The following is a 26441-nucleotide window of genomic DNA, read 5'->3' on the forward strand; positions in this document are numbered from 1 at the left end:
TGCGCTTACAATAAGAAAATGACAACGCAATCAATGCCATTTCAGTCCATCCCAGCCCGAAAGGAAGCGGAGCAATCATGACCGAACGCACTTGGCAAGCCAAATGGATATGGGGAGGCTTGGAAGCGAGTCCCCGGAACGAGTGGCGCTGCTTCCGCCACAGCTTCGACCACCCGCCCGCTGCCGAGAAGGAAGCCACTCTCCACATCAGCGCCGACTCCCGCTACGTCCTCTATGTGAACGGCGTCCTGGCCGGCCGCGGGCCGGTGAGGTCCTGGCCGGAGGAGCAGTCCTACGACAGCTACGATATCGGCCGCCTGCTGAAGCCCGGCCAGCGGAACACGATTGCCGTGCTTGTGCTCCACTTCGGCATCTCTAACTTCTGCTACCTGCGCGGGCAAGGCGGTCTCATTGCTGAGCTCGAGACGCCCCGAGGGATCAGCCTGCCTACCGGCGAGGACTGGGAAACCGCCCTGCTGGGAGGACAGCTGCCCAGCTCGCCGCGGATGTCCTGCCAGCAGGCATTCGCCGAAGTCATCGATGCCGGCGAGCAGGACGAAGGATGGATGACGGGAGCATCCCGACTCATGGACTGGTCGCCTGCGGCAGCCGTCTGCGCTGCTGGAGAAGGACCATGGAAAAAGCTCGTTTCCCGCGACATCCCTTTCTTGACGGAAGAGAAACGCTATCCTTCCCGGGTTGCCGGGCTGAGCCGCGTCAAGCCTCCTGCCTTCATGGCCGCCATCGATCTGCGGACAGTCATGGTTCCGGACAGTGCCGGCCACGCCAATCCCGTCAGCTATTGCGGATTTCTGGCCTCTATTCTGCAGCTTGAGGACAAGGGCCGAGTCACGATCGGATTCCCCGGAGGAGCGCGGCCCGGGGGCATTCTCGTGGACGGCGTCTCCATCGATGCGCACCGGGGCGTCCAGCCGGAACGTTATTACGATCTGGAGCTTGCTGCCGGTCCCCATACGCTGCTCATAGACGTCACCTCCGGCGACCACGGAAGCAGCTTCCATCTCGGCGTGGATGCGGATGTGCCGTTCGCTCTGTCGGCTCCAGCGCAAGCGCCCGGAGGAGAGGCGCATTCCGCTTCTGCTGCGGGCTTATCGGATATGACCTCCCCGCGTGCTCCCTTTGCCGCAATCGGACCGTTCGACGCCGTCAAGCATGTCGATCATCAAGCCGGCAGAGAGCTGGACACGGGTCATTTCCTCTTTTCGCGGCTGAAGGAAGGCAAAGTCTCGATGGACGATCCCGATCTGAAAGGCTGGCTTCGCGGCATCGATCCCCGCCTGATTACCGGGCAGGATGCCTTCGGGCTCAGCGTCTGGCATCGCGAGCACGAGCGGCTGGCCGTGCCAGCCTCGCTTCAGAACGCCGTGCTGCCTGTGCCGGAGCCTGCCGAGCTGCCGCTGTTCCCGGGCTGGGACTGCGAGCTTGTCATCGATCTCGGCGAGCAGCGCTCCGGCTTCATCGGCTTCGAGCTGGATGCTGCTGCAGGAACGGTCGTGGATATTTACGGCATCGAGCATATGCAGCATGACTTCCGGCAGCATACGTACGGTCTGGACAACACGCTGCGCTACATATGCCGCGAGGGCAGGCAGAGCTATTTGTCCCCCGTCCGCCGGGGCTGCCGCTACTTGATCCTGACGATAAGATCTGCAGCTCGTCCCGTCCTGCTGCAGGAGATTCATTTCCACCAAAGCTCTTATCCCGCAGCCGACAACGGCAGCTTCCGCTGCTCGGATGCCCTTCTGAACGAGATCTGGAGCATCAGCCGCCGGACAACGAGGCTGTGCATGGAAGACACGTTCGTCGATTGCCCTTCGTACGAGCAGGTGTTCTGGGTAGGCGACGCGCGCAACGAGGCGCTGGTCAACTACTATGTCTTCGGAGCGACAGAGATCGTGAAGCGCTGCCTGAACCTCGTTCCGGGCTCCGCTTCCGATACGCCGCTGTATCTGGACCAGGTGCCGAGCGGCTGGAGCAGCGTCATTCCCAACTGGACGTTCTTCTGGATCATCGCCTGCGAGGAGTTCGTCGAGCATACGGGAGACATCGAGTTCGCCCGCGAGATCCTGCCCCATGTCCTCCGGACGATCGAGGCCTACTCCTCCCACATTGACAGCTCCGGATTGCTGAACATGCGGGGCTGGAACCTGCTCGACTGGGCTCCGATCGACCAGCCCGGCGAAGGCATCGTCACTCATCAGAACCTGTTCATGATCAAGGCGCTTCGCCAGGCGGCCCGTCTGGCCGAGACCGCAGGCGAAGCCGGCACGGCCCATCATTGGCGGGAGCAAGCGTCGTCCCTGCAGTCGGCTGTCAACGAGAACCTTTGGGATGAGCGGCAGCAAGCATATCTGGACTGCATCCATGCCGACGGCAGGCGGTCTTCCATATTCAGCATGCAGACTCAAGTCGCTGCCTACCTGTGCGACGCGGCGGACGGAGAGCGCTTGGCCGCTCTGGAGCAATACCTTGTGGAGCCGCCGGCTCAATGGGTCCAGATCGGAAGCCCGTTCATGAGCTTCTTCTATTATGAGGCGCTCTCCAAGCTGGGCCGCCATGAGCTCATGCTGGACGACATCCGCCTCCACTATGGCCGGATGCTGGAGCATGGCGCGACGACCTGCTGGGAGATGTATCCCGATTTTGCGGAGAACCGCGCCAATCCAGATCTGTTGACCCGCAGCCACTGCCATGCCTGGTCGGCCGCTCCCGGGTATTTTCTCGGCGCGTCCATACTCGGCGTCCGCAAGCTGTCGGCAGGCTGGAGTTCCGTTGAGATCGCTCCCCAGCCTGCAGGCCTGAACTGGGCCGAAGGCATCGTGCCGCTGCCGGACGGAGGCGAGATCAGCGTCAGCTGGCGGGTTGCAGGGAGTTCGATTTCGCTTCGGGTGGAAGCTCCATCCGATATCGCCATTCAAGTGCGATGGCCGGAAGGCCATACCGGTACAGTGGAGCATTTCATGACGGCACGGATGTGAAGGTCGTTGGCCGCGCCTATAGCATCTCGCCGCATCGCCGCTGGATATGCTCATGACCGGCCACCCTGCCGGCGATGCAGCGAGATGCTATAGGCCCATGAGTTGAAGCTCCTCTCCGCAAGGGCAGGCAAACAAAAGATCGCGTGCTCGGTTCCGGAAGCCTTGGAAGGCTTGTCCGGATCCCGATACGCGTTCTTGGTCATTCCATGAAACTCAATCGGCGATGGGTTGCAAAAACCGGCGAGTCAAAGCTTCGGTCAATTGCCGGGCATGCTCGGAACGGCAGATCGTTTAGCGGCAGATCCGTTCAGCCGACCTCGCGCTCAAGCGTGACCTATTGGGTGCAGCTTTCTTTCTCGACGCTGATCGAAGCTCCGAGGATGATGTGCAGGCTCCATTTCTTTTTATGCTGTCCAGGCCGGATTCAGGCCGTCGCTGATGGAGTCGACAGCATTGGCGACGAGCTCCTCCTTGCCGGCTGCGGTCAAAGGTTCGCCGTTGTCATCGGCCGCTCCAAGCTCGGGATGCGCCAGCATGACATCGTACAGGGCGTTCATGGACTCATTCAGGCCGCTGCGGTCCGACGCCAATTCCGCTACAACGAAACGCTTCCCGATTGATACGAAACAAATCTAGACTTTTCAAGGTTTTAAAAGATATACTTAATGGAATTTCCAAAGGAAGGGAATCCAGAGATAGCGATGTCAAAAATGAACCGATTTGTTTTAAGCATTCCTATGGTCTTCATCCTCGTCTTGATCATGGCCGCGCTGCCCCTCTTGCTCCAGCCCGACGGGAGCCACTCCATCCGGCTCGATTGGCCTCAGAGCGCGGCAAGCATGAAGGATTATTTTTCCGGCATCCGCACCGGCGATTCCTTCCGGTTTCTATCCGGACAGAACACGCTTTCCTTCTGGGAGCAGGTCGGAAGCTATTTCCTCATTTCATTCGGTTATCTCGCCTGCGGAGCTCTGATCGGCACGACGATAGGCGTCCTGATCGGAGTTTATTTCTCGTTATCCCGCGCGGAATGGCTGAAGCGGATCGTGGAATTTTTGGGGGCGATGCCCGACTTTGTATCCATCCTCCTCCTTCAATTTCTGGTCGTATTCGTGGCGTCGAAAACAGGAGTCGTTCTTTTTCAGATCGCGACCTTGTCGGTCAAAGATCCTGCGATCGTGCTTCCCCTCGTATCGTCGATTCTCATTCCGGCCAGCTATATGATCCGAAACGTAACGATGCAGATGACGTATACGCTGGCCGAGGATTATATCGGCTTTGCCAAAGCCCGCGGATTGAGGAAGATCCACATCGTTTTCTATCACGCTCTTCCCAATGTGCTTCCTTTCATAAGAGCGGATCTACATAAGTTTCTGGGGATTTTGATCGGGAATATCTTTATCGTGGAGTATTTGTATAATCTGCATGGCTTGACGATGCTCTTGTTCAGCAATGTCTACTCATCGAGCGGCTACCAATTCCCGCTTGTAGTGAATGGACTCCTCACGCTTCTTCTTCTTTACGCTGTTATTTATACGTTGCTGAAAACTTATCTATGGGGATGGGAAAAGGTGTTGTCTCGATGAACAAAACGCTGCTGGCAGGTTTGATCCTCACAACCGCAATTATAGGCGTGGCCATTTTCGGCACATTTTTTATCCAGCATGATTTGGACGAGCCGTTGAAAATTCAGTATGCAGTCGACAGCAGCGGAAAAGGAACAATCGTTGCGCCGCCGCTGCCTCCAGGCAAGGAATACCCGCTTGGAACCGACTTTTACGGCTACGACCTGATGACCCGCATTTTGGTTGGCGCCAAGTACACGATTTTTCTAGCCGTCTCGATCGCTTTTGCACGAGTGTTTTTCGGCGGGATCACGGGCATGCTGCTGGGCTATGTCGCCAGGAAGCCGGCAAAACGCCGACAGCCGGCGACAGCCTTGAAGCTGCTGAATGGAATTCCGATTTTCTTGGTCATTTGGCTGCTGCTGGCCGGATTGTCGATCAACTCCAGCCTCTCTCCGATCCAATTATGCGTGATAATGGGAGTTGTGCTTGCTGCCATCGGGATTCCGTCGATTGTCATCTCGATCAAGGAAAAGACGGAGCTTATTCGAGAAAAGCCATTCATCCTCGCTGCTCGATCGATCGGTACGGGTCATCGGAAAATGATCGGCGCGCATCTCTTTCCTCATTTGAAGGACAGCTTCCTGATCTTGATCGTCCAGGAAGTCGTGCTGGTCTTGACTCTGTTCGGGCAATTGGCCATCTTCCATCTGTTCGTTGGAGGTACGGTCATGACTTTCGATCCGATCGAATACAACAGCCGCACCAACGAATGGGCCGGACTGATCGCGGCTGGACGGAGCAGCCTGGACGTCTACCCATGGATCCTGTTTGTTCCTCTCGCCGCTTACCTCGTCCTGATTCTGGGATTCCAGCTGCTCGCCAGAGGCCTTCAAACCCTGTTCAATCAAAAATACACGAAGCCCTCCCGTCTTTAACTTGCTGCACGCATGAACGTAACCTCTCCTTCTTCTTGGTATGGATCCATAGTCAATATGGCTTTGATGATTTTTTTCTCATGGTTTTCTAACAATCGGGCTCAACCGCAAGGTCGGGCAGGATTTCCGTCCACATTGGGAAGTAGTGGGGATTGGGGCTGTGTTATGGTGTTCCCAAGCGATCAACAGCCATTATCAACCTACTTTACCGAGCGGGAGGAACTTAACCATGCGCCTTACACCTCGCAACAATCGAGTGAGAACCAAGCTGCTTGGCGTTACGCTGAGCCTGTCCATGGCATTTTCCGGAGGTATGCTTTTGGCTCCGAACACGACTCATGCTGCGACAGCGGAAGCTTCCGCAGCGGATGCTATTATTGCAACGGGAAAGCAATACTTGGGCGTGCCGTACAAATTCGGGGCAAGCTCCGGATCAACCGATGCCTTCGACTGCTCTTCGTTCATGCAATATATTTTCAAGACAAACGGCATCGATCTGCCTCGCTCGTCCAAACAGCAAGCGGCTGTCGGCACGCCGGTAGCGAAAGACAAGCTGCAGCCGGGCGATCTCGTGTTCTCGGATACGAATCGAGACGGAGTCATCAATCACGTCAGCCTCTACATCGGAAACGGCAAGCTGCTTCATACTTACCGTGTCGGCATCGGCGTCACCGTCTCGACTTTTGCCGGCAGTACTTGGGACAACACGTTCGTGACCGCTCGTCATGTCATTCCAGGCGCTAGCGGAACGATAGATCTCCCTCGATCGGACGAGCCGGCCTCCGTATCTTCTGCAAAGACGGGCAAATCGGCTGAATCGGCAAAGCCGGTCTCTTCAGAAGGCAAAAAAAGATCAAAGTGGAATCCGTCCAGACATAGCTGACATGTCTGCTTCCAGAATGAATCCCATAGAAGGCTCTCTGCTTGTTGTTCAAAGCAGAGGGCTTTTTTTTGGCGGATGGATCAGATGACGGTCGACTTCACGGGGATCGAAGGAGTCAAGCAAGGAGATGCTGCCGCGCTGATCGGCCGGGACGGAGCCGAAGCCATTACGGCCGGCGGCATAGCGGCATCCGCCGGAACGATCGTGAACGAGGTGATCAGCAGGCTGGGACCTCGATTGGAGCGGATGTATCTGTCTTAAGCTGAAGCCGATCAAGCCTTATGTCGCCTTCCACTCGGCATTTGGCCCCCGTTGGCCAATTGCCTCTTGATCGCCTGAATAGCCCCGATATGCAGCCCTTCATGAAAAATAGTCCGAATCATCACCTGCTCGATGGTATGCATCCCCATATTGATCGGAGCGAATTCTTCCTGCATCCGATTCCCGTAGCGTTCTTCAATGATGGCAGGCTGCCGCTGCAGGATGAGTGAAAGCTCGGAAAAGGAAGGCGTATCAGACGTGAACGCGGACGGGCCCGTACCGTACCCGAACCATGCAGTGAAAGTCGTCGGAACCGGCATGTCTTCCTTGGTGAGCGCACGGATCCATAAATATTGATCGATGATGATATGTCCCAAATTCCAGCGGATATTATTGTTGAAGCCAGCCGGAATTTCCTCTGCTTCCGCTTCCGATACGTCCGCGATCATGTCCATGAGCTCTCTGCGATAAGCATGCAGCTGTGTGAATAAAACCGCATTTCTGGTCTCCATTGGATTTCCTCCCTCTTTTTCTTTTACATTCAATTGGATAAAAAAGGCTGTTTTCCTCTTCATGCAAAAAACAGGAGCAGCTCAAGCCGCTCCTGAAATTCGGTTCGTTGCTTCGCTTCTTTTCAGCCGTACCGGGAAAATCTTTATGGACCCGCAGAACCTGCGGTCAGAACGTGCTGGCCTTGGTCGTATCGGAGCACCAGCGCAGGTTGAACAGCTCGCGGAACAGAACCTCCCGCGCTTCCGGGCTGTCGATGTAGCGCAGAGCTTCCGCCGCATGTCCGCGCACATAGCGGTTCGGATCCTGCAGAGCTTCCGCCAGCTCAGGCACGGCGTCCGCCGCCGCACCCTTCAAGCGCAGCAGCGAGAGAGCAGCCATGAACCGGACTTGATTGTCCTCGTCGCGCAAGCCGCGGATGAGCGCCGGTACGATCCGCTCTGCCGGAGTGCCGATCAGTCCGAGCGAATCGACGACCTGGCGGCGAACCTCCGCCGACTGTCCTGTCAGCAGCTCGGCAAGCTGCGGAACTGCAGACTCCGCAAGCTCTCTCAGCTCGCCAAGGGCGAACGCGGCATGGCAGACCGTCGCAGTATCGGAGCTGTCAAGCGCCGCCTGCAGGCCGGCAACCGAACCGGCTCCGGCAGCCGACAGGCCGTAGGCAGCCATACGGGAAATTCGGCTGTCCTCCTGTCTCAAAGCCTCCTCCAGAACGGCGATTCCCCCTTTGCCTCTGGCCGCCAGGCTGTAAGCCGCGCCAAGGGCTGACCGCTCATCCGAGCCTGCAAGAGCGCCCGCAAGCTCGGCAATGGCTTCCGCATCGTCCGGCTGAGAATCCGCCAGGCTGCCGATCCGTCCGGAGAGCCAGTTCCACGTCTCTTCCCAGATGATGGCCGCATCACACTGTCCGGCAGCCGCATCCGCCGCCGGTGACCATACCGGATTCCGGCAGTCCCAGGATGGCGCCGACGGCGCCGTCGTGCGCATGAATTCGAACTTCAGCATATAACGGGGCTGGCCAAGCACGTTGGCAGTGGAACGATGCCAGATGTCGTAATGGATGAGGGCGAAGGTGCCGGCTCCGCCCTGCGCCGTCACCTCTTCCTTCGGGTTCTCGTCCTCGAAGACGCGGGATTCCAGCAGCTGGGTGCTCGGGAAGATCCCTGTCGGTCCCAGCTCAAGAGGCGTATCCTGCGGAAAATACATGATCATCGCCCACCAGGGATGGTGGTTCCTCATCCGGTCATAACCCCAGTAGCTGTCCTTATGCCAGCCTCCCGGCTGCGCTGAGGCGTTGAAGTGGCCGTGACGGTGAGTATGCATCAGGTAATCGGGTCCGAGCACGCTTGTGAGCGCGCCGGTCACGACCGGATGGTCGAACACCTTCTGCAGGTCCCTGATCCGCGGCAGGATGTTGTTGCCCGGATTGCCTTCTTCGTTGTAGACCTCATTCAGCTGAGAGACGAGTCCGTCGTGGAACTGCTGCGGAAAGTCGGTTTGGAGCAGCAGCACTCCGTCGCGGATAAACGTTTTCATTTGTTCGTCTGTAAGCAAGGCCGGCTTGTGGATCGTGGTCATGATCGATGTCCCTCCCGGAATCTGATACACTGATTATAGTTCGCGATTCCATGGGCGGGAATGGAAGTTCCTAAGGGAATAGGGGACAAAACTAAGCGATGGGGCTGGACGAATGATGCTTCGACAAGAGGAATCCACGCTGCTTGAATTGCTCGGCAACTTGCAGATCCGGGTTCAGGTCGCCCACCGCACCCAGTGCACGGCGGATTGGCGGGATCTGGACTATGTGCCTGAATTCAACCGGCTTTACTTCATTATGGACGGGGAAGGCTGGCTCAAGGTAGACGGCCGGGAATGCTTCCCGAAGCCGGGCCAGCTATGTCTGATGCCGGCATTCGTCAAGCAGTCGTATTCGGCTGTTGCGGACAAGCCGCCTTTCTCCAAATACTGGTGCCACTTCAATGCCGGCGTCGGTCCGTTCGACTTGTTCCAGTGGATCGACGCTCCGCTCTGCATCGATGCGCCCGATCCGCAGCGGATGCAGAGCCTGTTCGCCGAGCTGGCGGAGCTGAATGCCCGCCCTTCCCTCGTAACGCTGCTCCGGGAGAAGGCGGTCATGCTGGAAATTCTGTCCTCCTTCCTGGAAAGCATTCCGGTACAGGTGCTTACCCATCGCAGCGAGGACATGCAGAGGATCCGCGTCATCCAGGACTACGTGGAATCCCATCTGCAGGAGAGCTTGAGCATCAACGATCTGGCGGCTTCCCTTCATCTTCACCCGAACTATTTCATCTCCTACTTCAAGAAGCACTTCGGGATGCCGCCGGCCAAATACATCAGCCGCAAGCGGATGGACATGGCGCGCAAGCTGCTTGCCTCCACCTCCCTCAGCGTCAAGGACATCGCGGAACGGACCGGATACCCGGATACCCACTACTTCGCCAAATGCTTCCGCAAGGATACAGGTCTCAGTCCGACGGAGTACCGTTCGGCGTATGCATAAAAAAATCAGCTTGAGCCGATCCCGTCGGCAAAAGCTGGTTTTTATCGTTTATCGTTTGCCTGCAACGCGTGGCCGGTCAGTACAAGCTTTCCAGCTCTTCGATCAGGGATCCGACGTAGGCCGCGGCGGTACGGATCGGATCCGGCTTCGACATGTCGACGCCTGCAAGCCGGATCAGCTCCAGCGGACTCATCGAGCCGCCGGCGCGGAGCACCTCGAGCCAGCGGTCGACAGCCGGCTGCCCTTCCTCCCGGATGAGCTGCGCGGCCGCAGTGGAGACGGTCAATCCAGCCGCATAGGTGTAGGGATACAGGCTCATATAATAATGCGGCTGGCGCATCCATGTCAGCTTGGCATCGTCATCGATGACGACATCCTCGCCCCAGAACGAAGAGAGGATGTCTCCCTTCAGCTCGCACAGCTTCACGGCCGTGATCGGCACGTCCTTCATGGCAAGGCCGTAGACGCGGCGCTGAAGCTCGCCTTCGAGCAAGTGGGTGACGAAGTTGTGGAAATAAGTGCCGAGCAGCTGGGATATGACCCAGCGGCGCATGCGGGGATCCTCCGAGCGGGACAGCAGATGATCCGCCAGCAGCAGCTCGTTCATCGTCGATGGCGCTTCGATGAAATAAAGCGACGGCCTTGCGTTCGTCGGGCGCTGATAACGGCTTCCCAGCATCAGATGGCCCGCATGCCCTACCTCGTGGGCGAGCGTGAATGCGCCTCTCATGCTGTCCGCCCAGCTGATCAGAATATAGGAGTGGACGCCGGGAATCGACATGCAGAACGCGCCGGTTCGCTTTCCGGCGTTGTCCGCATAATCGACCCACCGGTCCCGGAATGCATCCGACACGATCTCGCCGTATTCGGGACCGAGGACGGCAAGGGCTTCCTTGATCAGCTCTCCCGCTTCCTGGAACGTAATGCCGGGACTGAAATCGGGATCGAGCGGAGCTTTCAGATCCGCGAACGTCATCTCGTCCAGCTGAAGCACCCGCTTCTTGAGCGCCGCGTACTTGCGCATATGAGGCGCCAGCTCTTCCTGCAGAATGTCCAGGATGTTGGCGTACATTTCGGCCGTCACCTGCTGCGGCGACAAGAGCATGTCCGTGACGGACTCATATCCCCGCAGACGCGACTCGATCACCTGGCGCTTCACTTCGGTGCCGTAGGCTTCGGCGAAGGTGTTGCGGTATTTGTGCAGCGTTCCGCTGAACGCTTTGAACGCATTGCGCCGCAGCTCCGTATCCGGCGACTCCACGTATTTGTTCTCATAGAGCGCAAACGAAACCGGCAGCTCTTTCCCGCTCCCGTCCTTCGCGGCCGGGAAGGTCATATCCGTCAGCTTGCCGCGTTCGTAGATGCGGTATGGCGCGCCCAGCACTTCGCCGAAGGAAGCCAGAACCTTTTCCGTCTCCGCCGTCAGCCGATGGGGCTTCGTCTGCAGCAGCAAGCCGAGGCTCCGCTCGAAATCCCGCAAAGCGGGCTGCTCGCTCATATACCTGGCGATCGTTCCGTCCGGGAGCGAGATGATTTCCGATTTGATGAAGGAAAAAGCGGAGCCGGCCTGCGAGGAAAGATCGCGGGCTTTGGCGGCGTTCATCTGATTGTCCGGATCGATGCTGTCTCCGGATTGATGCAGATGGGCATACGCGTACACCCGGCTGATCCGGCTCTGCAGCTCTTCCTGGGCGATCAGGCAGGCGAGCAGCTTGTCCGCGCCTTCGCCTAACGTGCATTCGTATTTCGTGACGGAAGGAAGATCCTGCCGAACGGCATTCCATTCCTGCTCCCAAGCTTCCTTCGTTTCAAAAATGTCGCGCAAATCCCAAGTCGTCTCTACGTCGACCTCGGACCTGGTCAAGATTTTCGACATGATCAACACTCTCCTTCCGGATGCATCCAGGCTTGGCGCCTCCAAATATCTCCATTGTATCATGGCTGTCTATGCCGCCAATTGGTTTTGGATGGAAAATAGAGTTGAAATAGGAAACCATTCTCTTTATACTCAAAATGACATGTAGTTCATTTTGTGGGGGGGGGATACTGAAATGTCGCCTAAACTATCTGAAGAACGCAAGGAACTGCGGAGGCAACAAATCCTTGAAGCGGCCAAGCGCGTATTTGCCGAGAAAGGGTTCGGGTCTGCGACGCTCAAGGATATCATCGAAGAAGCCGGAATGAGCCGAGGATGGATATACTTGTACTTTCAGACCAAGGAAGAAATTTTCGAGGCGCTCCTGGACCATCAGGATGCCGATCACGACCGCTACCTTAAAGGGCTTGAGGCATCGTCGGCTTCGGTATGGGATGTGATTTCCGCTTCGTATTCCATGCGGCTGAATGAATGGGCGAGCTCATCGGATCGCGGCCTCATGCCCGCATTCTATGAGTATTTCCTGGTCGGCTGGAGAGATGAAGCGCGCCGCGAGCTTCTTCACCGCCGCTACGAGAAGGGCATCGCCCAATTCGCAGGCCTTCTCCAAGCCGGCATCGACCGCGGAGAATTCAATCCCGTCCTGGACGTGCTGGACATATCCCGGCTTGCCGCTTCTTTTCAAGAGGGCATTGTAACCCATACCTACGCGGTTGGAGCCGGGAAGGCGAATTCCCCGATGCAGATCGAAGCGCTTCTGGAATATTTGAAGTCTCTGCTTCAGCCTGTGACGGACAGCCGCCTGCCATCCCGGTGGGAGATCAAATGAGGACGCTGTTTCGCAATCCGACGTTCAGCAAGCTGTTCTTCGCGGCATTCGCCTCGCAGCTGGGCAGCGTAGTCGGAAATATGGCATTCGCCTTCTATCTGGTCGACCGGTACAGCGAACAGCCATCGCTGGCGGCGACGGCTGAGCTCATGTACTCCCTCCCTACACTGGCGGTATTCTGGATCGTTGGGGTCATTGCGGATCGATTCGACCGCAAGCTCATCGCGGCGTACAGCGACTGGATTCGGGCGGGCCTTACCGCGCTCCTGCTTCTGTTCGTCCATTTCGATCTGCTGCTCGCCTGCTTCCTGGTTTTGTTTCTCCGCAGCTCGATCTCCAAATTTTTCGGTCCCGCCGAAATGGGTCTCCTTCAAGGCAGCATTCCTCAGGACGCTTATGTACAGGCATCTGGCCTCAATCAGATGGTGATGGGCATGTTCATGCTTTTCGGCATGAGTCTTGGCGCGGCTGCCTATCGTTTCATCGGAATTGAAGGTGCAATCATCGTGGACGCCATCAGCTTTCTGGTCTCCGGCCTGTTGATTTCACGGGGGGATTTCCCTTCACATGCCCGCACTCCAAATGGAAAGAGCCGCATCCGAGATCTCCGATTCTCTCTGCTTCTCAAGGACTTTTGGCATGGCCTCCGTTACTTGATGGGCAATCGTCTGTTATTGATCCTGATCAGCGGGTTCCTGTTTTTCGGCCTCGTCAACGGCGTGTTCGCCGTGCTCCCCATCTTCGCCATGAAATACAAGCTGAGCCCCGATCAATACGTTCTCCACTCATCGCTGATTACGGTATTCCTCGGCATAGGCTTCCTCATCGGCAGCCTGCTCGGTCCATGGATGATACGCCGGCTGACGAGAGCTCCGATCCTGATCGGCGGCCTCTTTCTATCCAGCCTGCTTATTGCCGGCCTGGGCTTGGCGGATCGGATTGAACTGTATCTCATCCTTATCTTTTTTGCCGGAATCGCCATCGCTCCCATCAATATCGCGCTCGGGAGCTGGATGCCTGAGCTTGTCCCTCCGGAGAGAATGGGGCGGGTCAATGCTCTCATCGAGCCAGTCATGATGCTGGGGCATTCATTGGCTCTCGGGTGTATCGCGCTTGCTTTCCCCGCTTGGATCTCGGTCACATGGCTGCATTATTCCGTTGCCCTATGCACCGTTGCGGTCAGCGGATTTTATCTGGCCTCGCTCCCCCGGCTCGTCCGCAAGCTGCATCAAGGAGCGCGGATGGCAGTATTAGCCGATGGCGAACAAAACTGATGCTGCATTCAGGCCTGCCGCACAGTCGGCTGCCAACAATGGATGACAGCCGACAGAGCTCAACCTTCAGACATCGCCATGCCGTCAGCCGACAGAGCTCGGGCACTCGGCATGGCCATGACTTCCGGGTATTTTCACCTGCCGGACTTCAGCCAGACAGCGTTTTCTCCCTGGTGCATGCCGATGACGGCGGAATTTCAGTCCACTTTTCTTCCCCCTGCTAGCGGGATTGAATTCTCGGAAACTCTCCGATCCGAAGCTTCGCGCCTCCGTAAGGAACGAGGATGAGCTCTTGCTCCTCCTGCCCTTCCGTCGCGGGATTCAGAGGCGGAGAATCCGCATTGTTCCCGGCCATCGGCCAATTGCGCACGAGCTTGCCCTTCGTCTTCAGCTTCACGGGCGAATGCGCTGCCAGGAAGGGCTGGGAAGGAATCTCTCCGCTCGCGAATTCGAAGCCCGCATCCTCCATGAGCCCGTACCGCCATGCCGTCGTCGGATAGATCTCCCAATCGCTGAACTTCTCCCGACGGATATGCGGCAGCCAGTTCTCGCCGATCGGTAGCGCATAGACAAGAGGACCGCGTTCCACGCTGAGCGCATCCATATTGCGCGAGGCCAGCTCGACCTTCATCGGCAGGCTCAGCTCGATGACATCGCCGTCCTTCCACTCCCGCTCCACAATCGCAAATCCATTGACGGCTTGCAGCTGAACGTGCTTGCCGTTGATGGACAGCGCCGGCTCCCCGCACCAGGCAGGAATTCGCAAATGAAGGGCGAACCTCTCCGGTCCGGCGAGCGACAATCCGATGGAGACGTTCTCCCTGAACGGGTAACCGCCGCTGACGGTCAGCTCGGCTTCGCTGCCGCTCCCGACAGCGGCTTTCACGACGCAAGGAATGTAAGAGACGGCGGCAAGCCCGCCGCGGCGGTCGGACATCCAGGCATGCGCGGCCAGCTTGGGCCAGCCTTGATGCATATTGGCCGTACAGCAGCCGAAGTTCGGCTCAAGGCCGAACAGATTGGCTTCGTCGCCGTTGCTCCAGTTCCGCTTGGCTACGCTGCACATGATCTGGTTGACCTGCTGGTCATATTGATGGGAGGTCCAATCGGCCGATATCGCCGCAGGAAGCGCGTTGAAGGCGACCTTCTCCAGGATGTCGCCGAAACGTCCATCTCCGAAAATGCGGACCAGCTGCTCCAAGGTGAACATGTATTCGACGACGGCGCATAATTCAACGCCTTGGGAAGGATGCGTCCCGGACAGCCACTCATCGCCTGAGAACATCCCATGGGCTTGGCCGTGATAGGCCATCAGGCTGTCGATGCCGCAGTGGACGGCCGATCGGAGCTTCTCGTCGCCCGTCAGCTCGTAGAGCAGGCCAGGCGTCTTGATTCCCATCGCCACGTTGACGACATGCGTGCGGTGATCCCAGTGCTCGACCTTCCGCCAGAACGGGAAGCGTTCCAGGATGGCTGTCCAGTCCGTCGTCTGTTCCGATACCGTCTGCGACAGCTCCAGAAGAAAAGGCTCCGGGCTCCTTCTGTATGTCCAATGAAGCGCCAGCATCAGCTCCGCACCGCGCGGAACGGCCCAGTCCTTGAGCGGATGGTCTTGGATGTTCCTATGCATATACCGGAAAAATCGGATAAGGAAAGGAACGATGCGGCTGTCGCCGGTCGCTTCCTCGTACTGGATCATGACCTTCATCATGATCATGTAATGCCACCAATCCTGGCTCTTGTCTATATCCTGATTGACAGACTCGATCCGGTCCGGGCCGAAGGAGCCGTCCTCCCTCTGGCTGGCCAAAGACCATTCGATCCAGCGCCGGGCTTTGGCGATGAGGCGCTCGTCCTGGAGCAGATAGGCGAGCGGAACGAGTCCGTCCAAGTAATAGGGTCCTCGTTCCCAGCTTTCACCCGAGCCTCCGATCCAGCCGTTGCCCGGACCGACATCGTCCCAATGCTCCTCCAGATGACCTGTCAGGCCATCCGCTTGCAGCAGCAGCTGATCCTTCATCCAGCCAAGCGGCACAATGCGGCCAAGCGGCAGCGTTTCATAAGCCGATCCGTTCAAGCTCATATCCGATTCCCCTTTCGGTTGCATTACCCAGGGAATATATCACGGCCGGCGTCATGCGGATAAGATCGAATCACGACCTGCTTTTGTCCGATCTGGACTTTAGCGCATCCATAATGTTCTAATAGAATGAGACTTCAATTCTAAGAATTGATTAAACCGTCAGGAGCCGAACCTAAATGTCGGAAATACGTTTTGTCGCGCCTCCGCTGCCTCATTACATCTTCAGCGGCGAAGATACCTACGGATCCGGGCGCACGCATCCCGCGCGGAGGGACATCGGCGTGTTCGACCTCCTCGTCGTCACGAAGGGCTGTCTCTATGTTGCCGAGGAGCAATCGACGTTTGATGTCGGTGCCGGTCAATACTTGCTGCTGAGGCCGGATCGCGCTCACCGCTCCTATAAGCCGTGCAGCAGCGATACCCATTTCTTCTGGGTCCATCTGCATACGCTGGGTGCCTGGAGCGAGACGGCGGACAGTGCGGAGCCGCATGCCCGGACGGCCGACGATCCGTTCATCCGCATCCATCAATTCGCCTTTCAGCTTCCCCGGTTCGGCAGCATCGTCCAGCCCGATTCCGTCTACAGCCTGCTGCGCCAGCTGAACCATCTGCTGGACGCGCCTTCCGCGCTCGACCGTCTGAAGCAGCAGAACCTGTTCCAGGACATGCTGCTGACGCTGCTGCAAGGCGCCGTTTTGCAGCCGCCCGCGAACCCTCGTCTTGCGATCGCGGAGCATGCGGCATCCTATCTTCGCCAACACTACCGTGAGCCGATCTCCTATGCGGATCTGGCGGAGGCGGTCCACTTCCACCCGAACTACATTTCCCGCTGCATGCGCAGCGTGTTCGGCTGCACGCCGTTGTCCTATTTGACCCGGTATCGGATCGAGCAGGCCAAGCTGCGCCTCATCCATACCGACGAGCCCATCGGCTCCATCGCCGAGGAAGCGGGCTTCGGCTCCTTCCCCTTCTTCGTGCGGACTTTCGCCAAGCATACCGGCTTTCGGCCTCGGGAATTCCGCAGGAAGCACCGGACGATCGACCATAGCTGAGCCGCAGGCGCACGCCGTTTGCCGTCCAGCAGGTAGCAGTTCTCCTCGAGCTTCTCGATTTCCCGGAGTTCAGCTGCCGGGCGCAGCAGCGGTCAAGGTCTCTTTTCGAGACTGGATACCCTGTATCCCCGCGGAGTGACGCCGAAGAATTTCTTGAACTGGCGCATGAAGTGGGTGTCATTGTCGTATCCGCATATTCCCGCTATCTCCGCTACAAGCAGGCTGCTGTTCACGAGCAGATACTGGGCGTACTCCAGTCTTCCTCTGATGATGTCGGCCATGACCGACACCCCGAAAAACTGCTTGTACACATGCTGGAAGTACGATTTGCTCATATTGACGCGCGCTGCGAGCTCTTCCACGGAGACTCGCGTCTGGGGAGAATTATGGAGCTCGCTCCTCAGCTCGACAAAAGCGCCGTAGTAATGGTTCTGCCCTTCGGGAAGCGTCCATGCTTCCTTGGAATTGCAGATCTTCATGAATAGGCTTCGGAGTTCAAGATCCAGTATGGACGCTGCGAGCTGACCTCCGTGGCTGCTGATTCTCTGCAGCTCGATGATGCATCTGGAGATGAGATGGGCATCCATCGCCTTTACGGGCTCGTTGATCGGGTACTGGATGTCCCGCAGCCAGTCCTCCATCCCCGCGCCCTCGCAGTGGAGCCAATCGTTGACGAAAGGCGGCTCGATTCCGGCATAACGATGGGAAGATGCGGGATGGAACAAAATATGGGTGCCGGACGGCACGACTGTGCGGACTCCTTCCACGATGACTTCCGACTTGCTGCGGAAGAAGACGAACGCGAAATTGCCCGCTCCGCGAGGACGGTCGATGGCGAGCCCGCCTGGATGAACGTAATGGTATCCGCAGCTGACCAGATGGAACAAGGCTGGCATTCTCCTCTCTCAGCACGATAGGTCAGTTTTTTGAAGATTTTAATGGATGGATTGAAGCCGCTCGGGACCGATATAATCATACCAGAACGGTTGAGAAAGCGCATACAGAAAGGGAGGCTGGAAGCTTGTCGGAGAGCTTGTACGCCAGGGACCGAAGCATCGCCCGAAAAGCCGATAGAGCAGCTGGCAGCGATAATCCGTGCAAAGGCTGCCGCGAGAGCGTCGCCGTTCCGGAATCGCAGCTGGCGAGGTTCTTGTCCAAGATTCGTCCTGAAGACAGCGTGTCCGACCGCCTGTACGAACAGCGGCTGTCGGCTTGCGGCTCATGCGAGAGCTTGTCCTACGGCACGACTTGCATGCACTGCGGCTGCCTCGTCGCCATCCGGGCCAAGCTGAAGTCCAGTCATTGCCCGCACCCTTCGGCCGCCAAGCGCGCAAGCTGGGAAATTGCCGTTCAAGCAGGAGCAAACGCTCAAAATTGAGAGGAGAATCCGCATGTTGAAAGCCGTCGTACATACCGATTGGACAACAGGCACGATCAACCGCAATCTATACGGGCATTTCGCCGAGCATCTCGGACGCTGCATCTACGAAGGCCTCTGGGTCGGAGAAGACTCTCCCATCCCCAATACGGACGGAATCCGCAACGATGTTCTGGAAGCTCTGCGGGAGCTCCATATTCCAGTGCTGAGGTGGCCCGGAGGCTGCTTCGCCGACGAATACCATTGGCGGGACGGCATCGGTCCCCGCGAGTCGCGCAAGCGGATGATCAACACCCACTGGGGCGGTGTCGTCGAGACCAATCACTTCGGGACGCATGAATTTTTCCGTCTATGCGAGCTGATCGGAGCCGAGCCATATATATGCGGCAATGTCGGCAGCGGCACGGTTCAGGAAATGTCGGAGTGGCTGGAGTACATGACGTTTGACGGCGAGTCCCCTCTCGCCAACCTGCGCAGGCAGAACGGCCGGGACAAGCCTTGGAAGCTCGCCTACTTCGGCGTCGGCAACGAGAACTGGGGCTGCGGCGGCAATATGCTGCCGGAGCATTACGCCGACCTGTACCGCCAATACCAGACGTACTGCCGCCAATACGGGGACAACAAGCTGTACAAAATAGCCGGCGGAGCGAATTCCGACGACTACCGCTGGACCGAGGTGCTGATGCAGAAAGCCGCCGGTCACATGGACGGCCTCAGCCTGCATTACTACACCGTTCCGGGGACGTGGCAGGAGAAAGGCTCGGCAACCGAGTTCGGCGCCGAGGAATACGCCCGTACTCTCGGCAGGGCCTTCCATATGGATGAGCTGCTGACGCGCCACAGCACGGTAATGGACCGATACGATCCGCAGAAGCGGGTCGGTCTGATCGTGGATGAATGGGGCGACTGGTTCGATGTGGAGCCGGGAAGCAATCCAGGCTTTCTCTTTCAACAGAATACGATGAGGGACGCTCTCGTCGCCGCCATACATTTTCACCTCTTCCATAAGCATTGCGATCGGGTCCAGATGGCCAACATCGCCCAGATGGTCAATGTGCTGCAGGCCGTCGTTCTGACCGAAGGCGAGCGCATGCTGCTGACGCCGACTTATCATGCGTTCCAGCTGTATGCCGTGCACCAGGATGCCGAAGCGCTCGCCTTGCACGGAGAGTTTGGATCGTATGAGGCGGGCTCCAATCAGCCAGCGATGCCGCAGGTCGGCGCAACGGCTTCCCGCAAAGACGGCGTCATCCATGTGAGCCTGTACAATCTCCATCCGGAGAAGCAGGCGGACATTGCGCTGGAGCTGCGCGGGTCGAGCGGTCGGTACGAATGCAGCGGACAGCTTCTGGCCGGAGACTCCATCCATGCCGCCAATACGTTCGCCAATCCCGGACAGGTCGTCCCGAAGCCGCTCGACAGCATCGAACAGGATGATTCCGGCTTTGCGGTGAAGCTTCCCCCTGCATCGGTTGCGACGATCCGGTTCACGCTGTAAACTCGGAGCAGCAGCTCGTGAAGATGGAAACGCCAATAAAAAGCGAGCCGCGCCTGCGGCTCGCTTTTATTTTTGCTCGGCAGCATTCATCCTTAATCCCGACAAGCCAGGAGGTATCGAACCATGATCATCCAGATGAAATCGGAGCTGCCCATCTCCCCTGACGTCTTATGGAATCATTTGAAATCCCCTGCCACCTTTCAACTCGTCGCCTCTCCATTCATGGGCTTCAAGCCGCTGGGCAAGGATCGGCTGCCCGAACAGTGGTCGACGCGGTCATATCCGCTCCGAATGGATCTGTTCAAGCTCGTTCCGCTCGGCCGCCATACGATTTCGTTTCTCTCCATCGATGACCGCAGCCGGGTCCTGTCGACGGATGAGACGGGTACGATCATCAAAACATGGAGGCACACGATGATCGTGCAAGCCGGTTCGTCGGGTACAACAGCCGTTTTTCAAGATAGCTTCATTTCAGAAATGGCCTTCTGACTTGGCCTACCTATATCGGCGTGTATTTGTTTTTCGTCTTCAGACATGCGCGCATGGGGCAGCTGATCCGCAGCGGGAGGCTGAATGAACTCTCCTCTTCCCGCGGTTAGAAATGGCGTTGCTTCCACCCGCTCAGCTTGGCGAGAGCCTCCACGAAGAAATAATCGCCGTAGATCAGGCCGACCCGGATGTTCTCGCCATTCGGCTTATGTCCGGTCCCATCCCGTAAAATCGCTTCGTTCGTCGAATCGAACGAAGCGTAGTTCCGTGCCAAGGAATCCAGGATGCGGATGGAAGCCTGCTTGTACAAGCCGGCATACGCGGCAGGAACGAGCGCGGCGATCTCGAGCAGGCCGGATGCCGCGCAAGCCGCTGCCGAAGTGTCTCTAGGCTGCTCTTCATCTTGGCCGGTGCGGAAATCCCATAACGGAACGTCATCCTCCTCCAGCGAAGCGATGAAATAATGAGCCACGCGCTGTGCGGCATGCAAATACCGTTCGCAGCCGGTATGCCGGTACACATTGGCCAAGCCGTACAGCGTCCATGCCTGACCGCGGCTCCATGCGGACTCGGAGGAATGCCCTTGTCCGCCGAGCGCCTCGAGGAAAGCTCCCGACTCCGGATCAAAGGACACAATATGCCTGACGGAGCCGTCCTCGCGTATGAAATGCTCCAGCACCGTGTCCGCATGAGCGGCAGCGACATGACGGAAGCGCGGATCACCAAGCTCCTCCGACGCCCAGAGCAGCAGCGACAAGTTCATGCAGGAGTCGATGATGGCCCATCCCGTCTTGTCTTGATTCCAGGCCCGCAGAAACCGGCCGGCCGGGTTGAACCGTCCCGCCAGGAAATTCGCGGCGGCCAGTCCCCTGCGGCGCCCGTCGGGATCGCCCGTCAGCTTATACTTGGCAACGGCGGTAGGAAGGAACTGAAAGCCGACATCATGATGCAGATTCGACTCCTGGACCATGCACCGTTCGATTTTCTCATCCCAATTCCAGGCCTGATCCCGAAACTTCCCGTCCCCGGTCATCCCGTACATGATCCAGAGCATGCCCGGCCAAAAGCCGGATGTCCACCAGTCAAGCCGCTTGTCGTCATATATTCCGTCAACAGCGACATGAGGCGACCTCTCCCCGATCCTCTCCAGCATGAGATGAGCTTTCGCCTCGACATCACGCCAGATGTTGACTAGATCCAATGCAACCAATGAAACCGACCTCTCTTCTGCCGGGGAGGATTCAGCCTTTGACAGATCCGTTCGTAAGCCCCGAAATAAACGATTTGTTGGTAAAGAAATAGACGATCAGGATCGGCAGCATCGACAGCATCGAGCCCGCCAGCATCAAGTTCCATTCCGCGGCCGCGTTGGCGGAATACTTGAGCGCCACGACGCCGACCGTGAGCGGCTGCTTGTCCGGCTGCGTCATCGTGAAGATAAGCGGCAGCACGTACTGGTTCCATGACTCCCGGAACGAAAACAGCCCGACGACTCCCAAGCCCGGACCGAGCAGCGGCAAAATGATCCGCCAGTAGATGCCGAAGAAACCGGCACCGTCGATCGTAGCCGCTTCGTCCAGATCTTTCGGAATGGAATGGACGAACCGCTCCAGCAGGAAGATATTGAACGATAAATGAGTGCCTACGAATATAAGCACGACGCTCCATAGCGACTTGTGCATATGGATGTCCTTCATCAGGTCGTAGAGCGGACGGAATGTGATCGCCCCGATCGTGATGAACATCGTGGCGGCCAGCAGAAATAGAATCGCTTTGCGGCCGGGGAAATGCCTGCGTGCCAGCGCGTAGGCGCCCATCGAGCATACGAGCAGATTGAGAGCCGTCGAGGTGACGGACAGGAAGACGCTGTTCCACGTATAGCGGGAAAAATTCGCCCTCTGCCAGGCTTCCGCGTAATTGCCCCATCTCCAGTCCGCCGGAAGTATGCTCGCGCTGCCCAGCAGCTCGTTGTTCGTCTTGAAGGAACCGAACCCGGTGAACAGGACCGGATACAACACACAGACAAGGACGGCGATCAAGAACAGCCAGACAACGGCCCACCCGGCCAACGAGCCGAGCTTCAGAGGCCGCCTAGCTTCTTGTCGCGTCGCAGTGGCGCTATTCATGCGTCAGCCTCCTCAATGGACCTTGCTTGATTGGCGGGACCCGTACAGATAGAGTCCCGTAATGATTCCTACAATGACTGCGGATACGAATCCCGCCGCTGCGCCATAGCCATACTGCTGGACGACCGCCTCCCCCTCCGATACCGGGAAGAACAGCCGGAACAAATACAGATACATGACCTCGGTCTTGCCTGCAGGCCCGCCGGCTGTCAGCACCATGATGCTTTCGTAGCTTTTGAGCGTGTTCACAATCGCCAGCATGACGATGATTTGCATGACCGGCCCTAGCAGCGGGATCGTGATGTGGACGAATTGCTGCCTTTTGTTCGCGCCGTCGATGGACGCGCTCTCGTACAGGTCGTTCGGTATGCCTTGCAGTCCGGCCAGGAACAACACCATATAATTGCCGACGGCTCCCCATATCGCGACCATGATGACGGTTACCATCGAGTATTTGACGCCCAGCCACTCGATCGGCGACTGGATGATGCCGAGCTGCAGCAGCATGTTGTTCACGATTCCGTTATAGGAGTTGAACATCAAGTAGAAGACGAGGGAGATGACCGCGGTGCTGATGATCGTCGGCATGAAGATGACCGCCCGGAACATATTGCGGCCGATGATGCGATGATTCAAGATGAATGCGAGCAGCAGCGCGAGCGGGAGGGTAACGACGAGCTTGCCCACGGTGAAGATCAAGGTGTTGACGACGGAATCCCAGTACTGGGTATCCCGGGTAAACAAACGGACGAAGTTCTCCAGCCCGATATATCGCGCAGGCGTAAATCCGTCGTAATCGTAGAACATATACTTGAACGCCCAGCCAAGCGGATAGATGGCGAAGACAGCCAGCATCGCGACGCATGGGAAGACCATCAGATAAGGGCCGGCATAATAGCTCCATTTCTTTTTACCAGGCACGCAGCCCAACTCCTTTCCCGGCGGACGAACGAGAGGACAGGCTGCTCCCGGATTGACGGATGCCGCCTGCCGTCTTCGGCCGCCTATTCCTCCAGATCGTTACTTCTTCAGCTGGCTGGCTGGATCCCAATCCGGAATGACGATTCGTTTCGTTCCTCCTGCCTGGTCTTCCTTGTCGAGGCTGTCATTGTAGCGCTTGTTCAAGTCCGCGATGGCCTTGTCGATGGGCTGGAATCCGAGGATCGATTCCGCGATCACGTTCTGCCAGGCTTTTCCTTCCACATTCAGGGCGAGATACGGCGGCCACATGACATCCTCTTTAGGCGCGAACTCCTGGAAGTTTTTCAGCTCCGGAGCTTTGGCCTTGCTGATGACGCTCGGCACGACGCTTACCCCTTTGCCCTGCTCGTAATAAGGAACGAGAACCTCGTCGCTGTACAGGAATTTCATCACTTCCCAGGTTTCTTTCTTGTGCTTGCTTTGGGAAGACATATAGAGCCAGGATGCGCCGCCGTTGATATAGTTGGCTCCCTTCGGCGCTCCGCCGTCCATGGTCGGCACCTGGGCCACTCCCCAATTGATCTGGGTCGGGAACTGCGACTTATAGACGCCAGGCTCGGCCGACAGGGAGAAATACATGCCGATTTTGCCCGCCGCGAACTGGTTGCGGAGAGGATCGATATCGAGGGATTCGAAGCCGGGCATCATGCTCTTGCTGTCGACGATCTTTTTGAGAGCTTCCACATAGGGCTTCAACGATTCGAACGTATACTTTCCCGTGCGCCAATCGTAAATATCCTTGCCGTCGAGACGAACCATAGGCAGCAAGCCGCGCTCGAAGGCGGACGACGGCGTTTTCATATTGATCGCGAATCCATAAGCTCCGTCCGCTTTTCCAGCCTCCGTTATTTTGCGGGCGTCATCGACCAGCTCGTCGAGCGATCGGGGAGCTTCCTTGATTCCCGCTTTGTCGAACAAGTCCTTGTTGTAGATGAGGCGCCATGTCGTCCCGTAGTTCGGCAAGCTGTACGTCTTGCCGTCGAGGAAGTTTTGCCGATCCATCTTCAACAGATCGCCGAAGCGCGCTTTCTCGTCGTCGCCGATGTAGCTGTCCAGCGGTTCGATCGCTTTCATCTTGATCAGATCCTCGAATTTAAGCTTCATCTTGGCATTCATGATGTCCGGCGCTTCTTCGGCCTGAATGGCCGTCTGCACCGCTTGTTCATAATTGTCCGTCATGATCTGGTATTCCACTTCGATATTGCTTTTGTTGCTCTCGTTGAACTGCTTGATCTTTTCCTGCATCAGATCCGCATCATGCCGGGCATTGGTCCAGAAGGTGACTTTCACCTTCTCCTTCGGCGTGCTGGCAGCGCTTCCATTTGAAGCCGAGGAAGACGGAGCCGGCTCCTCTCCGTTGTTGCTGCTGCATCCGGCCATGACGGCGGACGATAAGGCTCCGAACAGAAGCAGCGACATGTAGCCCTTTCGTTTGGTCAATGGAATGATCCCTCCAGGGTAGAAGTGAGTGGCGATGTTGATACAAGAAAAGTGTATCAAGCTCCGATGGAAGGATTAAGGGTGGCAAATCTCTTAAAGAGGAGGGAAAATTCTACACTTGGCCCCCATTCGGCGCTGCTAGCCGGTCGCGGTATTCGGAGGGCGTCATGCCTGTCTTTCGTTTGAACATTTCGCGGAAATACTTTTTGTCGAAGTACCCGAGCCGCTCGGCGATTTCACTGACCGGCTGATTGGGGTTGTCGAGCCACTCCTTGGCCTTCGATATTTTGCGATCCGTCACATACTCCACGAAGGAGACGCCTGTGTCCTTCTTGAATACGCTGCTCAAGTAGTTCGGACTGACATCCGCCTCCTCCGCGACTTCCCGCAGAGAAAGAGGCATCAGCAGCCGTTCTTCGATGATCGCCTTCGCCAGATCGGCGATGGATCGGGATCCTGCCCGCATGGAAGCTCCATTCTGTTCCGTCAGCTGCTGGATCCATTTTTGAATATGGAGCTGCAGGTCATCCAGAACCATGTTCTGGCAGGCATCGAACCAGCTGGACGCGATCCGCTCCATTCCTTGCTCGGCCCAATCGATGGCGGTCAGGCTGCTTTGTAGGTCGACGAGCAGCTGGATGCAGGAGATCCGGATCGCCTGGGGCGTCCACCCTTCTTGCCGGAAGGAGGCGAAAAATACGTCCGCCGCTTCGCCGACGGCTTCCGGCTGTCCCTTTTTCACGAGAGAAAGCAGGCGGCCGGCGGCTTCCGCGGGATAGGAGATCCAAGTTTTGCTGGCGGGAAACACATCCTCGCAATGCACGATCCGGTTGGGACCGAAAAAGGAGGTATGCTCGATCGCTTCGCTTGCTTGCCGGTAAGCTTCCGGCAGATTGCCAAGCTCCGGGCATGCCGAGCTTACTCCGATCGACACGGTCAGCTTCGAGTGGAGATGGACAGCCTCCCGGCAGCGTTCGGCCAGCACTAACAGCTCGTTCTTGATTTCCTTTTCCGGCTTGGCTGGATCGCAGTTCACCAACACCGCCAGCTTGCCCCACTCCGTATAAAAAGGAAGTCCGTCGATGCCCTCGGAAAGGCAATCTCCGATGATATTTTCGACGATGAACCGTGCCAATTCGATTTCCGCAACAGGCAGCTTGGAAATATCGGAGAACCGGTCGATGGTCAAGACAAGCAGGCCGAATCCGGATGCGCGCAGGGGAAGCTCCGCAAACTGCCATTTCTCCTTCAGCCGATGCTCGTCATGGCTGCCGAACAGCATCATCTCGGTCAAATATTGCTGTCTTAGAGCAGGAAGACTCCGCTTGACCGTCTGCTGAAACTTCAGCTTCTGCTCCTCTTCCCGCTGCTCTTGGCGCAGATCCTCAAGGACGTCCGCGATGAGCTCGGACAATTGCCGGATATCTACGGGCTTCAGCACGTAGCTCGATGCTCCAAGCGCGACCGCTTTCCGAGCGTACTCGAACTCCTCGTATCCGCTCAGGACGATGAAGCGGATCGGACGCTCCTCTCCCCGAAGACGCTCCATCAGTTCGATTCCGCTCATATTCGGCATTCTGATATCGGTGATGACCAGATCGGCAGGAGCGGCCGCATGCTTCCCGATCGCTTCCTTGCCGTCCAGCGCCGTATCCACGTTCTGGACGCCAAGCTGCGCCCATGCGATATGCCTGCGCATGCCTTGCACGACGCTCTCCTTGTCATCCACGAGCAGCAC

The 26441-nt window shown here is 57.5% G+C and carries 23 protein-coding genes; 12 read left to right on the plus strand and 11 right to left on the minus strand.

Features of this window, described 5'->3' with window-relative positions; translation table 11 throughout:
* Nucleotides 1-77 precede the first annotated feature (77 nt).
* Nucleotides 78-2999, plus strand: coding sequence for a family 78 glycoside hydrolase catalytic domain (locus tag ACLBWT_RS15540; protein WP_447664037.1), 2922 nt, complete (start codon nt 78-80; stop codon nt 2997-2999).
* A 404-nt stretch (nt 3000-3403) separates the two neighbouring features.
* Here ACLBWT_RS15540 and ACLBWT_RS15545 read toward each other — a convergent pair whose 3' ends face one another.
* On the minus strand, nt 3404-3556 hold the full coding sequence (locus ACLBWT_RS15545; protein WP_447664038.1) for a hypothetical protein: 153 nt from the start codon (nt 3554-3556) through the stop codon (nt 3404-3406).
* Nucleotides 3557-3700: 144 nt separating this feature from the next.
* On the opposite strand from ACLBWT_RS15545, the gene ACLBWT_RS15550 reads away from it, so the two are divergent.
* From ACLBWT_RS15550 to ACLBWT_RS15565, 4 genes are all read left to right on the plus strand, one after another.
* Entirely contained in the window at nt 3701-4585 is an 885-nt protein-coding gene (locus ACLBWT_RS15550) for an ABC transporter permease subunit (RefSeq protein ID WP_447664039.1), read from the plus strand.
* Nucleotides 4582-5502: an ABC transporter permease gene (locus ACLBWT_RS15555; protein ID WP_447664040.1), complete on the plus strand. Its 921-nt coding sequence runs from the start codon at nt 4582-4584 to the stop codon at nt 5500-5502. The genes ACLBWT_RS15550 and ACLBWT_RS15555 overlap by 4 nt, the downstream gene beginning before the upstream one ends.
* A gap of 229 nt (nt 5503-5731) precedes the next feature.
* The gene (locus ACLBWT_RS15560) at nt 5732-6385 is read left to right on the plus strand and encodes a C40 family peptidase (protein WP_447664041.1); all 654 of its coding nucleotides are present in this window, start codon (nt 5732-5734) and stop codon (nt 6383-6385) included.
* A gap of 75 nt (nt 6386-6460) precedes the next feature.
* Nucleotides 6461-6646 (plus strand): alanine racemase C-terminal domain-containing protein, encoded by a 186-nt coding sequence (locus ACLBWT_RS15565; RefSeq protein WP_447664042.1) that lies wholly within the window; start codon nt 6461-6463, stop codon nt 6644-6646.
* Between the two features lie 11 nt (nt 6647-6657).
* Here ACLBWT_RS15565 and ACLBWT_RS15570 read toward each other — a convergent pair whose 3' ends face one another.
* Nucleotides 6658-7221, minus strand: a complete 564-nt coding sequence (locus ACLBWT_RS15570; RefSeq protein ID WP_447664043.1) for a DinB family protein — start codon at nt 7219-7221, stop codon at nt 6658-6660.
* Nucleotides 7222-7324: 103 nt separating this feature from the next.
* Entirely contained in the window at nt 7325-8734 is a 1410-nt protein-coding gene (locus tag ACLBWT_RS15575) for a HEAT repeat domain-containing protein (RefSeq protein WP_447664044.1), read from the minus strand.
* Nucleotides 8735-8846: 112 nt separating this feature from the next.
* Between ACLBWT_RS15575 and ACLBWT_RS15580 the strand changes: the two genes are divergently transcribed.
* Nucleotides 8847-9677, plus strand: a complete 831-nt coding sequence (locus tag ACLBWT_RS15580; RefSeq protein WP_447664045.1) for a helix-turn-helix domain-containing protein — start codon at nt 8847-8849, stop codon at nt 9675-9677.
* A 76-nt stretch (nt 9678-9753) separates the two neighbouring features.
* On the opposite strand, the gene pepF is transcribed toward ACLBWT_RS15580, so the two are convergent.
* Nucleotides 9754-11553 carry an oligoendopeptidase F gene (gene pepF / locus ACLBWT_RS15585; protein ID WP_447664046.1) on the minus strand — a complete coding sequence of 600 codons (1800 nt, stop codon included), beginning with the start codon at nt 11551-11553 and terminating at the stop codon, nt 9754-9756.
* 175 nt (nt 11554-11728) lie between these two features.
* Here pepF and ACLBWT_RS15590 point away from each other — a divergent pair, with 175 nt between their 5' ends.
* Both ACLBWT_RS15590 and ACLBWT_RS15595 read left to right on the plus strand, forming a co-directional pair.
* Nucleotides 11729-12382 carry a TetR family transcriptional regulator gene (locus ACLBWT_RS15590; protein ID WP_447664047.1) on the plus strand — a complete coding sequence of 218 codons (654 nt, stop codon included), beginning with the start codon at nt 11729-11731 and terminating at the stop codon, nt 12380-12382.
* Nucleotides 12379-13656, plus strand: coding sequence for an MFS transporter (locus ACLBWT_RS15595; protein ID WP_447664048.1), 1278 nt, complete (start codon nt 12379-12381; stop codon nt 13654-13656). Before ACLBWT_RS15590 ends, ACLBWT_RS15595 begins: the two co-directional genes overlap by 4 nt.
* A gap of 220 nt (nt 13657-13876) precedes the next feature.
* Here the strand turns inward: ACLBWT_RS15595 and ACLBWT_RS15600 are convergent, their stop codons facing one another.
* Complete coding sequence (locus ACLBWT_RS15600) at nt 13877-15739, minus strand: beta-L-arabinofuranosidase domain-containing protein (RefSeq protein ID WP_447664049.1); 1863 nt, start codon at nt 15737-15739, stop codon at nt 13877-13879.
* Between the two features lie 176 nt (nt 15740-15915).
* Here ACLBWT_RS15600 and ACLBWT_RS15605 point away from each other — a divergent pair, with 176 nt between their 5' ends.
* Entirely contained in the window at nt 15916-16791 is an 876-nt protein-coding gene (locus tag ACLBWT_RS15605) for a helix-turn-helix transcriptional regulator (RefSeq protein WP_447664050.1), read from the plus strand.
* A 92-nt stretch (nt 16792-16883) separates the two neighbouring features.
* Here the strand turns inward: ACLBWT_RS15605 and ACLBWT_RS15610 are convergent, their stop codons facing one another.
* The gene (locus ACLBWT_RS15610; protein ID WP_447664051.1) at nt 16884-17687 is read right to left on the minus strand and encodes a helix-turn-helix domain-containing protein; all 804 of its coding nucleotides are present in this window, start codon (nt 17685-17687) and stop codon (nt 16884-16886) included.
* A 125-nt stretch (nt 17688-17812) separates the two neighbouring features.
* Here ACLBWT_RS15610 and ACLBWT_RS15615 point away from each other — a divergent pair, with 125 nt between their 5' ends.
* The 3 genes from ACLBWT_RS15615 (at nt 17813) to ACLBWT_RS15625 (ending at nt 20156) form a co-directional block, all read left to right on the plus strand.
* On the plus strand, nt 17813-18169 hold the full coding sequence (locus tag ACLBWT_RS15615) for a DUF6171 family protein (RefSeq protein WP_447664052.1): 357 nt from the start codon (nt 17813-17815) through the stop codon (nt 18167-18169).
* A gap of 13 nt (nt 18170-18182) precedes the next feature.
* A complete protein-coding gene (locus tag ACLBWT_RS15620; RefSeq protein ID WP_447664053.1) occupies nt 18183-19667 on the plus strand; it encodes an alpha-N-arabinofuranosidase in 1485 nt (494 codons plus the stop codon).
* A gap of 123 nt (nt 19668-19790) precedes the next feature.
* Nucleotides 19791-20156 carry a hypothetical protein gene (locus ACLBWT_RS15625; RefSeq protein WP_447664054.1) on the plus strand — a complete coding sequence of 122 codons (366 nt, stop codon included), beginning with the start codon at nt 19791-19793 and terminating at the stop codon, nt 20154-20156.
* Nucleotides 20157-20262: 106 nt separating this feature from the next.
* Here ACLBWT_RS15625 and ACLBWT_RS15630 read toward each other — a convergent pair whose 3' ends face one another.
* The 5 genes from ACLBWT_RS15630 to ACLBWT_RS15650 all read right to left on the minus strand — a co-directional run bounded on the left by ACLBWT_RS15630 (nt 20263) and on the right by ACLBWT_RS15650 (nt 26441).
* Entirely contained in the window at nt 20263-21309 is a 1047-nt protein-coding gene (locus tag ACLBWT_RS15630) for a glycoside hydrolase family 88 protein (protein WP_447664242.1), read from the minus strand.
* An 88-nt stretch (nt 21310-21397) separates the two neighbouring features.
* On the minus strand, nt 21398-22282 hold the full coding sequence (locus ACLBWT_RS15635; RefSeq protein WP_447664055.1) for a carbohydrate ABC transporter permease: 885 nt from the start codon (nt 22280-22282) through the stop codon (nt 21398-21400).
* A 12-nt stretch (nt 22283-22294) separates the two neighbouring features.
* Nucleotides 22295-23158, minus strand: a complete 864-nt coding sequence (locus tag ACLBWT_RS15640; RefSeq protein WP_447664243.1) for a carbohydrate ABC transporter permease — start codon at nt 23156-23158, stop codon at nt 22295-22297.
* 144 nt (nt 23159-23302) lie between these two features.
* Complete coding sequence (locus ACLBWT_RS15645) at nt 23303-24703, minus strand: ABC transporter substrate-binding protein (protein WP_447664056.1); 1401 nt, start codon at nt 24701-24703, stop codon at nt 23303-23305.
* 112 nt (nt 24704-24815) lie between these two features.
* Entirely contained in the window at nt 24816-26441 is a 1626-nt protein-coding gene (locus ACLBWT_RS15650; RefSeq protein WP_447664244.1) for a response regulator, read from the minus strand.

Source organism: Paenibacillus sp. D51F (assembly GCF_053345695.1).

Bases quoted from the DNA above. Each gene is read 5' to 3' on its own strand.
- ACLBWT_RS15545 (WP_447664038.1), bottom strand. From the start codon at position 3,556: ATGAACGCCCTGTACGATGTCATGCTGGCGCATCCCGAGCTTGGAGCG.
- pepF (WP_447664046.1), bottom strand. From the start codon at position 11,553: ATGTCGAAAATCTTGACCAGGTCCGAGGTCGACGTAGAGACGACTTGG.
- ACLBWT_RS15640 (WP_447664243.1), bottom strand. From the start codon at position 23,158: ATGGTCTTCCCATGCGTCGCGATGCTGGCTGTCTTCGCCATCTATCCG.
- ACLBWT_RS15630 (WP_447664242.1), bottom strand. From the start codon at position 21,309: ATGCTGGAGAGGATCGGGGAGAGGTCGCCTCATGTCGCTGTTGACGGA.
- ACLBWT_RS15575 (WP_447664044.1), bottom strand. From the start codon at position 8,734: ATGACCACGATCCACAAGCCGGCCTTGCTTACAGACGAACAAATGAAA.
- ACLBWT_RS15570 (WP_447664043.1), bottom strand. From the start codon at position 7,221: ATGAAGAGGAAAACAGCCTTTTTTATCCAATTGAATGTAAAAGAAAAA.
- ACLBWT_RS15560 (WP_447664041.1), top strand. From the start codon at position 5,732: ATGCGCCTTACACCTCGCAACAATCGAGTGAGAACCAAGCTGCTTGGC.
- ACLBWT_RS15625 (WP_447664054.1), top strand. From the start codon at position 19,791: ATGATCATCCAGATGAAATCGGAGCTGCCCATCTCCCCTGACGTCTTA.
- ACLBWT_RS15635 (WP_447664055.1), bottom strand. From the start codon at position 22,282: ATGAATAGCGCCACTGCGACGCGACAAGAAGCTAGGCGGCCTCTGAAG.
- ACLBWT_RS15600 (WP_447664049.1), bottom strand. From the start codon at position 15,739: ATGAGCTTGAACGGATCGGCTTATGAAACGCTGCCGCTTGGCCGCATT.
- ACLBWT_RS15595 (WP_447664048.1), top strand. From the start codon at position 12,379: ATGAGGACGCTGTTTCGCAATCCGACGTTCAGCAAGCTGTTCTTCGCG.
- ACLBWT_RS15620 (WP_447664053.1), top strand. From the start codon at position 18,183: ATGTTGAAAGCCGTCGTACATACCGATTGGACAACAGGCACGATCAAC.
- ACLBWT_RS15565 (WP_447664042.1), top strand. From the start codon at position 6,461: ATGGATCAGATGACGGTCGACTTCACGGGGATCGAAGGAGTCAAGCAA.
- ACLBWT_RS15540 (WP_447664037.1), top strand. From the start codon at position 78: ATGACCGAACGCACTTGGCAAGCCAAATGGATATGGGGAGGCTTGGAA.
- ACLBWT_RS15610 (WP_447664051.1), bottom strand. From the start codon at position 17,687: ATGCCAGCCTTGTTCCATCTGGTCAGCTGCGGATACCATTACGTTCAT.
- ACLBWT_RS15605 (WP_447664050.1), top strand. From the start codon at position 15,916: ATGTCGGAAATACGTTTTGTCGCGCCTCCGCTGCCTCATTACATCTTC.
- ACLBWT_RS15590 (WP_447664047.1), top strand. From the start codon at position 11,729: ATGTCGCCTAAACTATCTGAAGAACGCAAGGAACTGCGGAGGCAACAA.
- ACLBWT_RS15555 (WP_447664040.1), top strand. From the start codon at position 4,582: ATGAACAAAACGCTGCTGGCAGGTTTGATCCTCACAACCGCAATTATA.
- ACLBWT_RS15550 (WP_447664039.1), top strand. From the start codon at position 3,701: ATGTCAAAAATGAACCGATTTGTTTTAAGCATTCCTATGGTCTTCATC.
- ACLBWT_RS15580 (WP_447664045.1), top strand. From the start codon at position 8,847: ATGATGCTTCGACAAGAGGAATCCACGCTGCTTGAATTGCTCGGCAAC.